This is a genomic window from Chryseobacterium sp. C39-AII1 (assembly GCF_039672645.1).
Lineage (GTDB): Bacteria > Bacteroidota > Bacteroidia > Flavobacteriales > Weeksellaceae > Chryseobacterium.
Genome location: NZ_JBDFPQ010000002.1, coordinates 166,313 through 178,557 on the forward strand (window position 1 = coordinate 166,313; position 12,245 = coordinate 178,557).

The 12,245-nt window shown below is 35.4% G+C and carries 11 protein-coding genes; 5 read left to right on the forward strand and 6 right to left on the reverse strand.

Annotated elements, in window-relative coordinates; all coding sequences use genetic code 11:
- The first annotated feature begins 22 nt into the window (after positions 1 to 22).
- The 4 genes from ABEG63_RS03590 to ABEG63_RS03605 all read left to right on the forward strand — a co-directional run bounded on the left by ABEG63_RS03590 (position 23) and on the right by ABEG63_RS03605 (position 3,418).
- The gene (locus tag ABEG63_RS03590; RefSeq protein ID WP_346583047.1) at positions 23 to 322 is read left to right on the forward strand and encodes a hypothetical protein; all 300 of its coding nucleotides are present in this window, start codon (positions 23 to 25) and stop codon (positions 320 to 322) included.
- Between the two features lie 144 nt (positions 323 to 466).
- A complete protein-coding gene (locus tag ABEG63_RS03595; RefSeq protein ID WP_267405637.1) occupies positions 467 to 2,059 on the forward strand; it encodes a SulP family inorganic anion transporter in 1,593 nt (530 codons plus the stop codon).
- A gap of 61 nt (positions 2,060 to 2,120) precedes the next feature.
- A complete protein-coding gene (locus ABEG63_RS03600; RefSeq protein ID WP_267405638.1) occupies positions 2,121 to 2,756 on the forward strand; it encodes a carbonic anhydrase family protein in 636 nt (211 codons plus the stop codon).
- A gap of 227 nt (positions 2,757 to 2,983) precedes the next feature.
- Positions 2,984 to 3,418 carry a hypothetical protein gene (locus ABEG63_RS03605; protein ID WP_346583049.1) on the forward strand — a complete coding sequence of 145 codons (435 nt, stop codon included), beginning with the start codon at positions 2,984 to 2,986 and terminating at the stop codon, positions 3,416 to 3,418.
- Positions 3,419 to 3,609: 191 nt separating this feature from the next.
- On the opposite strand, the gene pth is transcribed toward ABEG63_RS03605, so the two are convergent.
- The 6 genes from pth to mfd form a co-directional block, all read right to left on the reverse strand.
- Entirely contained in the window at positions 3,610 to 4,173 is a 564-nt protein-coding gene (gene pth / locus ABEG63_RS03610) for an aminoacyl-tRNA hydrolase (RefSeq protein ID WP_312389463.1), read from the reverse strand.
- Positions 4,174 to 4,260: 87 nt separating this feature from the next.
- Positions 4,261 to 5,181, reverse strand: a complete 921-nt coding sequence (locus tag ABEG63_RS03615; protein ID WP_346583051.1) for a hypothetical protein — start codon at positions 5,179 to 5,181, stop codon at positions 4,261 to 4,263.
- Positions 5,182 to 5,393: 212 nt separating this feature from the next.
- Positions 5,394 to 6,137: a hypothetical protein gene (locus ABEG63_RS03620; RefSeq protein WP_267405644.1), complete on the reverse strand. Its 744-nt coding sequence runs from the start codon at positions 6,135 to 6,137 to the stop codon at positions 5,394 to 5,396.
- 3 nt (positions 6,138 to 6,140) lie between these two features.
- On the reverse strand, positions 6,141 to 6,953 hold the full coding sequence (locus tag ABEG63_RS03625; protein ID WP_267405645.1) for a hypothetical protein: 813 nt from the start codon (positions 6,951 to 6,953) through the stop codon (positions 6,141 to 6,143).
- 14 nt (positions 6,954 to 6,967) lie between these two features.
- Entirely contained in the window at positions 6,968 to 7,792 is an 825-nt protein-coding gene (locus tag ABEG63_RS03630) for a hypothetical protein (RefSeq protein WP_346583054.1), read from the reverse strand.
- A 132-nt stretch (positions 7,793 to 7,924) separates the two neighbouring features.
- On the reverse strand, positions 7,925 to 11,296 hold the full coding sequence (gene mfd / locus ABEG63_RS03635; RefSeq protein WP_346583056.1) for a transcription-repair coupling factor: 3,372 nt from the start codon (positions 11,294 to 11,296) through the stop codon (positions 7,925 to 7,927).
- A gap of 445 nt (positions 11,297 to 11,741) precedes the next feature.
- Between mfd and ABEG63_RS03640 the strand changes: the two genes are divergently transcribed.
- Positions 11,742 to 12,134, forward strand: a complete 393-nt coding sequence (locus tag ABEG63_RS03640; RefSeq protein ID WP_346583058.1) for a hypothetical protein — start codon at positions 11,742 to 11,744, stop codon at positions 12,132 to 12,134.
- The last annotated feature ends 111 nt before the right edge of the window (positions 12,135 to 12,245 follow it).

Below are 12,245 nucleotides of genomic sequence, written 5' to 3' on the forward strand. Positions count from 1 at the left end.
TCTGCTCGAAAAAAAGAGTAAAATGAAATTCTGGAGTATTATTACATTATTATTCGTCTTAAACTTCACAGCACTACCAAGTATTGCTGCAGTTTTCGGCTGGAAAATAATACGTACGAATATCATTGTGAATGAGGAAGAACCCAATTCTCACGCAACCTCTTTTGTAGTTTATGAAAAAACACTTCCAAAAACTTTAAGCGTATTCGATTACGTAAAGTTTACGGAGCCAGACCTTACGCATAGGTCTTTTATACTGATAGATGATGATTTTCATCTATCTCCCCTACTCAGCATATTTTCTCCGCCTCCGGAAGCCTAATTTTTAAGTATAGTTAGATTTTTTATCGTATTCATTATCATTTTGATGGTATTGAATCAACGCGTGCTTTAAAAATTAAATTTCCAATCTTTTTATAATGGGTTAATCACAGCTGACCTGTTATAATCACAGCATTTTCATATCATGAAAAACACATCATTAATAGGAGGAATAAAGGAGAATTTCCCTTCAGGACTCGTTGTATTCTTAGTAGCGCTTCCTCTTTGTTTAGGAATTGCATTAGCATCAGGAGCACCACCATTGTCAGGTATCATTGCCGGTATCGTGGGTGGTTTGGTAGTAGGAACGATCAGTAATTCGAATATTTCGGTTTCTGGCCCTGCTGCAGGTCTTACGGCGATTGTCTTAACGGCGATCACAGATTTAGGTGCATTCGAACTTTTTCTTTGTGCAGGAATTATTGCGGGGCTTATCCAGTTGGTTTTAGGCTTCGTTCGAGCAGGAAGTATATCTAATTACTTCCCGAATAACGTTATTGAAGGAATGCTTGCCGCCATCGGTATCATTATTATTTTAAAACAAATCCCCCATGCATTGGGATTCGATAAAGACTATGAAGGTCACGAATCTATCTTTGATAACGGCCTCAATTTCAATTATTTTACCGAACTGTTCGGAGCAGTTCATCCGGGAGCCATTATTGTAACCTTGGTTTCAGTAGGAATTCTTTTAGCTTGGGACAAAATACCGACGCTAAGAAGAATGAAAATGCTTCCAGGAGCTCTTGTAGCTGTAGTTGCAGGTATTTTATTAAATGAAATTTTTAAACTGACAGGAAGCTCTTTAGCAATTAGCCCAAAACATTTAGTTGTTTTGCCTATTCCGCAGTCGTTTGATGATTTCAAAAATCTTGTTACAATGCCCGATTTCAACGGCTTCACCAATCCTAAAGTATGGATCGTAGGGGCAACCATTGCCATTGTAGCTTCTATTGAAACCTTACTTTGTATCGAGGCATCCGACAGATTAGACAGACAAAGAAGAATAACAGATACCAACCTTGAATTAAAAGCTCAGGGAATCGGAAATCTTATCAGTTCATTTATTGGTGGGCTTCCGATGACTTCAGTTGTCGTAAGAAGCTCTGCGAATGCTAATGCAGGTGCTACTTCAAAATTATCAGCGATCATTCATGGAGTTCTCCTATTAATTTGTGTATTATCAATTCCGATGATTTTAAACCTGATTCCATTAGCAACATTGGCGGCAGTTTTGCTTTTGGTGGGATATAAATTAGCAAAACCAGCAACATTCAAACATTTCTGGCATTTAGGAAAATTCCAGTTTATTCCGTTTGTGGCGACGGTAATCGCCGTGGTTGCAACCGACTTACTAAAAGGTGTTGGAATTGGTTTAGCCATTTCCGTTTTCTATATTCTTCAGGGAAATATGAAACGTGCTTATTATTTAAGCCGTGAAAAACTGAACGATGCAGACGGAATTAATATCAAACTGGCTGAGGAAGTTTCATTTTTGAATAAAGCAGCGATTAAAAAAACGCTAAAAAACATAAAAGCAAATTCTAACGTAACCATTGATGCGAGAGGAACATCCTATATTGCGACGGATGTATTGGAAATGATACAGGATTTTGCCAATATCCGCGCTAAAGAAGAAGACATTAATGTGGAACTATTAGGCTTCAAAACTTCATACAGAGACTATGAAAGGGATGAAGACTCTCACATTTTGGTTACTCATAAAAGAGCAATGTAAGCTCATTTCAATAATTTTTTTAACTTTAAAAAAGTAAAATTTAATAATAAATAATAAAAATATGAAAGCACATACGTCTGAAACTCAGTCAACAATTACTCCAGAAAAAGCATTAGAGTTTTTAAAGGAAGGAAACCAAAGATTCGTAAACAATTTAAAGGCAAACAGAGACCTTTTGGAGCAGGTAAACGCGACAAGAGAAGGGCAATGGCCTTTTGCTGTGGTTCTTAGCTGTATCGACAGCCGTACTTCTGCGGAACTGATCTTTGACCAAGGACTGGGAGATGTTTTCAGCATCAGAATTGCAGGAAATTTTGTTAATCAGGATATTTTAGGATCAATGGAATTCGGTTGTAATGTAGCGGGTTCTAAACTGGTTGTTGTTTTAGGACATACAAAATGTGGCGCTCTGAAAGGAGGTCTTGATGCTGCGCAAATCGAAGGTTTAGGAATGGATAATTTGAATCATTTGATTAATCATTTCGATCCTATCATTAAGGAAGTAATCGAAGAAGGTGAAGAGCGTTCGTCTAAAAACAGTTCTTTGTTGGAAAGATTAAACCAACAAAATGTAAAGAGCGCGATTGAAGATATCCGCAAGCAAAGTTCAACACTGAGAAACCTTGAAACTGAAGGTAAAATCAAAATTGTAGGCGCTAACTACGATGTTGAAACAGGTGTTGTAACTTGGTTATAATTAAGAATGTTATAGTTAGATAGATTGGAAATTAAATTTTTAAAAGTACAACTATTGGCCATCGGAATTTTTCGGTGGCCTTTTTTATAATTAGTTGACAGTTGATTCTTTTGGGTTGATTGTTTTTAAAACACATATTTTTAATAGAGTTTTAACTAAAAGGCAATTTCAGTACATTTTCAAAATACCTACATTTGATATTCTAAAAATTTACGATTAATCAACTTATGAAAATACAGTTCAAAATATTTCTTTTCGGAATTTTATTTTTTCTAAACGGATTTACAAAAGCTCAGGAAACATCCAAAAAAGCAATTGACACTTTATCTTATCTGAGAAAATTTGAAATGAACAAGGATAAATACATTGGTAAACGTTTCGGATTGCTAATAAAAGATATGGTTCAGATGCAGCCAAAAATGGCAAAATCTACCTTCAATGAAGATGTAAATAATCCGATGACAAGCACCAGTTTCAGGTTTTCTGAAAAAGATTTTGATAACGATAACGACCTTACTTTAATTGTAAAGTGGAGAACAGATGATATTCCCACAGGGCCAATTCAGTTTGCGGAAGAAGGAAATAATTACCACTTCACCGTTGGGCAGAAAAATATGATGGAAAAGAAAATCATAAAAGACATTGCCGTTGTCAGCAAATAATTTGAATTCGGCATAAGAATTTGCCTGGAAGCTGGAAGATCATTAAGTTCCTCATTCTGTAATGATGACAAAAATTCAAAGAAAAAAGGAAGATTTTGATTTTTATAACCTTACATAGCTTCCCTTTTCCAGCCCCGAGCTTCCATCCTCTATAACCTGAAAAAGTATATTATTTAATTTATCGTCGAATTTTATTTCCCATTAAAAGCAGACATTGTATTATTAATTCCAGCAAAAACGAAGGATAAAGAAGCCTTTGTAAACTTTTCAATTCTTTCGGAAAGCTTTTCAGATTCTTCTGCATTCCATGTTCCTAAAACGTAATCAACTTGTCTTCCTTCAGAAAAATCAGCAGAAATTCCGAAACGAAGTCGCGCGTAATTTTGAGTTTGCAATACTTCATTGATATTTTTCAATCCGTTATGTCCTGCATCAGAGCCTTTTCCTTTTAACCTCAACGTTCCGAAAGGCAATGCCAAATCATCCGTAACAATCAGCACATTTTCCAACGGAATATTTTCTTTCTGCATCCAGTATTTCACGGCATTTCCGGAAAGATTCATATAAGTATCAGGTTTTAAAACCAAGACTCTTCTTCCTTTGTATTTTCCGTCTGCCATCCAGCCGAAATTGGTGGTATTGAATGAAACTTCTAATGTTTCCGCAATTTTATCGGCAACTTTAAATCCTATATTATGGCGTGTATTTTCGTATTCTGCACCTTTGTTTCCAAGGCCAACTATTAAATATTTCATCGAGAAATTTTTTGCAAAATTAAGGCATTAAAAATAAAACTCAACCTTCAGAAAGGTTGAGTTTAATATTATTTAAAAATTTATTTCTTACAATGGTTTGTAGATATAATTTATTCCGAAACCAACTCTCATATACGTTTGAGGATCGTAAAGGTAATCTGTTGTTAAGAATACCGGGCTCGGAATTGGTGTCATAAGATCTGTAATAGAGATTCTTTTCGGACTGTTTGGTGACAAGATGAAACTTTCTACATCATTTGATTCTGTAGACAATAATCTTGAAATTTTATATCCGAAAGGCAATAATGTAAACGGACTGATCTGTGTATCATAAGAATAATAATCATATCCGTATTTAGTGACAACTCCACCTCCTACAGGACCATACTCTCTTGTTACTTTAGATACATTATCTCCCTGATATTCATACTTTGTATCTGAATAGTCTGTAAAAACGAAAGGTGTACCAGACGCATCCGGGCCATTTTGCATACCAATAGATTCAAGTTTATCTGTAGTAGCGCTATATTTCAGCGTATAAAGTGATTTTGTCTTTTTATAAAGCGTTTGAGGACCAGGCGTTGTAGACGGCGGCACAGCTGGAGTTCTTTTAAAGAAAGAACGATTTTCAGAGATTGTTACCAATTTCCCGGTTGGCCCATAAGTAAATAACTGAGAGTAAGAAACACTATCTTTATTTAAATCACCATCACCATCAAGATCCAAGAATCCCATAAAATCGATTTTGCTAATTTTATCTCCGCTATAAGCAATATTCGTTACAGAACCACTGTCTGTAAGAACTTTTGTAAGAAGCAACCCGTTATAATGATATTCTGCAAGTGTATCTGCATCCGTAACTTCTCTAAACAGAGCTCTAGGCCCTGTAAGACCGCTATCCGGATTTAAATCGATCAATGAATTTCCGTCTTCATCTATCATTTCTTTACAAGAATGGATAGAAGATAGACCGGCAATGAGTAAAATAAAATAGAAAAGTTGTTTCATTTCCAGGTGTTTGTTTATTTTTCCACAAATATAATTTTTTTTTGAATAAAAAGTATATTTTTATTCATATTATAACGAAAGTATTAATAGAATATTTTTGTTTTAAGCTAAAAAAACAAATTCTTTATCAATATTTTAGATAAAATTTGTTCTAAAAAAACCTGAAGGCAAAAGTCATCAGGTTTTCAAAAATTTGTATATAATTTAAAAGCTTAATAAGGCTGCATTACCGAAGTTGTAAGTACAGATTGCGACATATCAGTATTCAGATACGTATCATTTACTGATCTACCAATTCCCAATGTACCATTATTCAGGTTTCTTTTTGTACAGGCTACTTTTACAGCATAATTATTTTTTTGAGGTACATTAGTTAACGTAGCATTCAAGTTAAAAATCTTATAAGCCCCGTCTGTACCGATCAAAACATCTGTTCTTACTGCTTTCAATTGATTATCAACAAAGATCCCGCAGGCAAATCCTGTAGAAGAATTTGTGTTAGCCGTTTTCTGTGCAGTCGTCTGGAATGTGAAAAATACTTTATTTGTAGACGAGGTTACAGAGTAGGTATCCTGCGTGCCTGGAAGAACTGTCCATGCACTGGTAATTGTCATATTTTCTTCATAAGGATCTGTAGAGCCATTAGCTCCGCTAAATTGTGCTCCCGTTTTATCAGATACCGTATTCATAAAAAATACCGACATACTTCCTTGCCCGTCTGCAATTTTGATACTTTTCCAATCGTTTACTGCCAATGCAGAATTGTTGTGTAAAATTGTTCCGGCGGCTCCGGGAGAACCTTTTACTGTATTAGTACCTCCTGTTCTTAATTCCTTTCTTAATCCTAAATCTCCATTAATATCCAGCATATTAACTGGAGTTCTGGTATTTATTCCCACCTGAGCGGAAATCGCCAATGAAAACAATGATAACGTTATAATAAATATTTTCTTCATGATTTAGTTTAAGATTGTATTAAATACTTGAGGAATTTCGTAAACATCAACTTTAAGAGAAGACTGTGTGATGAAATCATCGATATTGGCGGCAACGTTAATTCCAATACCTAATGTAGCCGTAGAGTTATAAGACTTTAATCTTGAACATGCCACGCTTACAGAATGTGAACCTTTGTCTAAATTCGCAGCCATACCAATCTGATTGTGGGTAATAAAAGTACTGGCTGCACTACTTGCTTTAAGGTTTCTCTGTCTTAAATTCACCAATTTATCATCCACAAAAATCCCACAAGCATAATCAATAGAAATATCGGGAGAAGAATTCACAGGAAAAGTTGCCTGAACAACGGTTTCAAACTGAAAATACGTTTTGCTGTCTGAGCTGTAAACTGTAAAGTTTTGAGATAACCCGGGAATTTTTTTGAACCTGTTTAAACTCGCAAACGTAGCATCTTTCACCAGTGTAGTAGATCTCGAAGCCCCGTTGTTGGATACTTCATTGCTTGTAAAAGTAACCCCGGTTCTATCTGAAAAAGAATTATTAAAGATCAAATAAAATTTATTCGGTTCATACTCCGGAATACGAAGTGTTTTCCAGATTGGCGGATATCCTGCTCCCTGAGAAACCAAAACCTGGTCATTAGCACCTTCGGAAAGTACATTATCTACCGTATTCAAAACAGCAAGCTTTCCTCTAAGGTTAGTATCTCCATTTACATCAAGCGTAGATTTTGGCGCTTCAGTTTTTATACCAACTTGCGCAGAAAGTGATAATCCTACAGAAATACATAGGATTGATATTATTTTTTTCATTGAAAAATTTCAGATTAGTTAGCTCTATAGGTTACGTATTCAATAACATCTACTTTGAAATTAGATTCCTGAGTAAATGCATTAGAAATATTATTCGAGTTGCTGATATTACGTCCGATAGCAAATAAATTACTTGCGTTAGACGATTCAGTCTTTCTACACGCGACCTCAATAGTTTGAGTACCCATAGGAACATTCTGTTCAGTATAGTTAAGAGTAAAAATATAATCCTGGAAGCCTCCTTTATCATCGTTGTTATTCGATGTAATCTTATCAGGACGTACCGCCACCAGCTTATTATTTCTGAAAACACCACAAGTGAAAGTAACACTTTGCGCCGTAGTAGCTACCGGAGCTTTCATCTCGATTCCTGTCTGGAATTGGTAGGTAAGTCGGTTTTTGGCATTTTTAATTTCAAAAATATTTTTCAGCCCGTCAATCTTCACCCACTTTCCTTTTGTAGGATCTGTAACATCATCTCCAACGCTGTTTTTTAAAATACCGTCTGCCCCAGTACCACTGGAAAGACTTGAGATTCCTGCCTGATCTGATGACAAATAAGAATTGATCAGCTTGTATTGACCTTCTTCAATGAAGGAAACATTCAACGATCTCCAAACAGGAGGTAAACCTTCTCCTTGGGAAACCAACACTTGGCCATTTAATCCGGCGCTTCCTGCCTGATTTGAAGTACCGCCTACTTTTAGCTCTTTTCTTAAGGTAGTCTTCCCGTTAATATCGAGAGTTGCATTGGGGGTACTTATCCCAATTCCCACCTGAGCGTATGCCTGTATTGAGAACATCAAAACAGCCATACATTGATAAATAGATTTTTTCATAATAAGGGACTGCAAAGGTAAATATTTTTTACCAAAAAATCCAGTTATTATGATCTAAATCAATAGAAATAAGTTAATTACAGCATAGAATATATCTTATTGAAAAGTAGAATTATTTCTATGTTTGGCGAATTAATTCTCCATTTTCAGTATCGATTTTAACAGATAATTCACTTCATCGACATTTATTATATTACCTTTTCTCATCATGAGGTGATTTCCATCTTTGCCGATTTTCTCCTTTAGCTGGGCTTCAGACGGGTTTTTTGTAAGATAATTTATGATGTGCTTAAACTTGTCTGTTTGGTAAAATTTGTCTTGCGGGTTGCTGGGGAAATAGCCTAGAAATACACCGTTTTTCATCACAATTTTTTCAAAACCGATGTCGGAAGCTAGCCATTTTAGGGCAACACTTTTTAATAAATTTATTGCTTCATTTGGTAAATTTCCGAAGCGATCGATCAATTCTGACTCAAATTTTTGCAGTTCTTCCTCATTTTCGATGTCCGCAATCTTCTGATAAAGCGATAAACGCTCTTCAATATTCGAAACATAAGAGTCCGGAAGCATCAATTCTAAGTCGGTATCAATATTCACTTCCTTTACCGATTTGAACAATTTTTTACGATCTTCCTCATTATCAAATAAGCTTTCAAATTCCTCATCATCCTTTAATTCTTCAAGTGCCTCCTGCATTAGTTTTTGATAGGTTTCAAAGCCCATTTCATTGATAAATCCACTCTGTTCGGCACCTAAAAGATCTCCCGCACCACGAATTTCCAAATCCTTCATCGCAATCTGGAAACCACTTCCCAAATCTGAAAACTGCTCAATTGCTTCCAATCGTTTTCTTGCATCCGAAGTCATCATATCATAAGGCGGCGTAATCAGGTAGCAGAAGGCTTTTCTATTGCTACGCCCTACTCTACCTCTCATCTGGTGAAGATCTGCCATCCCGAATCTTTGAGCATCATTAATGAAAATCGTATTCGCATTCGGAACGTCTACACCACTTTCAACAATCGTTGTGGAAACCAAAACGTCATACTTCCCTTCCATGAAGTCCAGAACGTTCTTTTCCAATTGCTTGCCATCCATCTGTCCATGACCTGTAATTACTCTCGCATCAGGAACCAATCTTTGAATTAATCCGGCAATATCTTTCAGGTTCTCAACTCTGTTGTTGATGAAATAAACCTGCCCGTCACGTTGAAGTTCATAAGAAACAGCATCACGAAGAATTTCTTCGCTAAAACCAATCAATTGCGTATCAACAGGCTGTCTGTTTGGTGGTGGCGTTTTAATAACCGATAAATCTCTTGCCGCCATCAACGAAAATTGTAACGTTCTCGGAATGGGTGTTGCCGTCAATGTAAGGGTGTCTACATTATTTTTTATTGTTTTAAGCTTATCTTTTACAGAAACTCCAAACTTATGCTCTTCATCGATAATTAATAAGCCTAAATCTTTAAACTTAACCGAAGCGCTCACCAATTGATGCGTTCCTATAATAATGTCTACTTTACCGTTTTTCAAAGCCTCCAAGGTTTCAGATTTCTGTTTTGCAGTCCTGAAACGGTTGATATAAGACACATTTACAGGAAAATCTTTCAATCTTTCTTTGAAACTTCTGTAATGCTGAAACGCCAAAATTGTAGTCGGAACCAATACAGCTACCTGCTTTCCATCTGTTGCTGCTTTGAACGCCGCACGAATTGCGACTTCTGTTTTACCAAAGCCAACATCTCCGCAAACCAAACGATCCATAACAGTTGTGGCTTCCATATCTTTTTTCACATCAATGGTTGCTTTTTCCTGATCTGGCGTATCTTCATAGATAAAACTCGCTTCTAATTCATTTTGCAGGTAAGAATCAGGAGTAAATGAAAATCCGACCGCCGTTTTTCTTTGCGCATATAATTTTATAAGGTCGAAAGCGATTTGCTTAACCTTAGCTTTCGTTTTCTGTTTTAATGATTTCCAAGTCGGCGATCCCAACTTACTTAGAACAATTTCTTTTCCGTCTGGCCCGTTATATTTTGAAATTTTATGAAGTGAATGAATGCTTACATATAATAAGTCTCCATTCTTATAGGTTAGTTTAAAACATTCCTGAATTTTTCCATCATTATTTACCTTCACCAATCCCATAAATTTCCCGATTCCGTGGTCGATGTGAGCAATATAATCACCCACTTTCAAAGACATTAAATCTTTTAAAGTCAATTGTTCAGACTTAGCAAATGTATTTTTTGCCTTATATCTTTGGTAACGGTCGAAAATCTGGTGATCGGTATACACTAATAATTTATGATCGAGATCTACGAACCCTTCGTGAAGTTCAGACTTAAAACTTTTAAAAGGAAGCTCGTGCTTTAATTCTTCAAAAATAGATTCCAATCTTTCTTTTTGTTTTTCGGTGGAAAAAGAAATCCATGTATCAAAACCTTCACTTTGACGGTCTTCCAAATCCTGAATCAGCAATTCAAAGTTTTTATGAAATGAAGGTTGTGAAGTTTGGTTGATGGAAACATCCGTCAATTCAATTAATCCTTCTATGGAAACGCTGCTGAAATCTACTGTTTTGAATTTTTTATAATCAAACAAAAATTCCTGATCAGAAATAAATAATTCCTGTGGCGTTCTGTGCGCAATATCTTTATTTAATGTTTTATATTTTTCCAGCGCTTTCTCGTAAAATGCTTTTATTTTATGCATTCCTACGATTCCGTTTTTGGATACGATGAAACTTTCCTCCGATAATAATTGAAGCAAAGAAACCCGACTTCCCGTCACCGAAAAATTCATATTAGAAACCAATTGAAAATCTTTTACTTTATCTATTGAAAGTTGAGATTCAATATCAAAGGTTTTAATGCTTTCGACCTCATTCCCGAAAAATGTGATACGATATGGTTTTTCATTGGAATACGAAAAAACATCCACAATTCCTCCTCGTACAGAAAATTCTCCAGGCTCGGAAACGAAATCTGCCTGTTGGAAATTATAATGATTCAACAATTCATCCACAAAATCAAAGTCAAGCTGGTCGCCCACTTTAATATGATGAGAAATCGCCTTGAAATCTTCTTTTTTCAATACCTTTTCCGACAAAGCACCTGCATAAGCAACAATCACTTTCGGAGATTTACTGGAATTTATTTTATTTAAAACCTCAGTTCTAAGTACCAAATTGGCATTCTGTGTTTTCTCAACTTGATAAGGATCGAGATGAGTTGCCGGAAAATAAAGCACTTTTTCTTTCCCCAACAGATCCTCCATTTCTGCGTTGGCATATAAAGCATCTTCTTTGTCATCTACCAGATAGAGAACATTTTTTTTGTGTGTAAGAAAAAGCTCGGCTGCAAAAATAGAAACCGCAGATCCCGCGCCTCCTTTTACAGAGATATGATGATTGTTTTCAAGCTGAGCAAAAATTTCTTTTCCAAATTCTTTTTTCAGAAGTTCCGGAAGAAACTTTTCATTGATGGTTTTTAACTGCATAAATAATTATGGTATAAACGACAAAAGCGATTTCGGGAGTTTTCCGAAACCGTTTTTTAGTCTTTACAAAGATACAAAACTAATATTATTTAAAATATTTCTCTTTATAATGAAAAATTTTTGTATTTTTATCACACCAAATTACAAAATAGTAATAAAAAATCACTTTTAAGATTGAATTATTTGCAGTTTGTAATTATTCGTATGAAATTATACTTCTAAATAATTTAATTTAAAATTCACCTAAGCTTCGAATTAATTTTCGGAGCTTTTTGTTTTAAGTAAATAAAAATACATTCTTCACATTCATTTAAATCACTATAAAAATTCATCAAATCTTAAATTTTCAATAAAACTTTTAATTAAAAGTTAAAATTTCACATCTTTTGTTTACTGGCATATTGTTTGAAAATTACACAGTACCAACTTAACGAAATTTAATATTATGAAAAAAACAATGAAGGTCTTCGGACTATTTGCAATGGTATGCTTTATGATCGCCGCAATCTCATCTTGTAGCAGAGACGATGATCCTACCAACAACGATTTTTTTGCCGGAACTTATAAAGGAAAGGTAACTTATGTTGATGGTTCAAGCAATATCTCAAAGGATAACGGAAGTGTTTTTGTAACCAAAATTGCCAGCGGAACAAAATACAACTTTGCGTTTTCAGACGGAATTCCAGATTTAAATGGAGTGGAATTTGAACAGCAAGGCGATCATACCCTAGTTATGATCGGATCGAACGGAACTTCTTATATAAGAATTGACAACAATGAATTAAAAATATTTTACACTAAAGATGGCAGAACGTGGACAGCCAACTGTACACGCTAAACCAACTAATTCATGCAATATGTTAGGGATCTGCTTCTTCTTTTCAGAGGAAGCAGATTTTTTTTGGATTGGTGGGGGGGGGGGGGGGGGGGGGGGGGGGGGGGGGGGGGG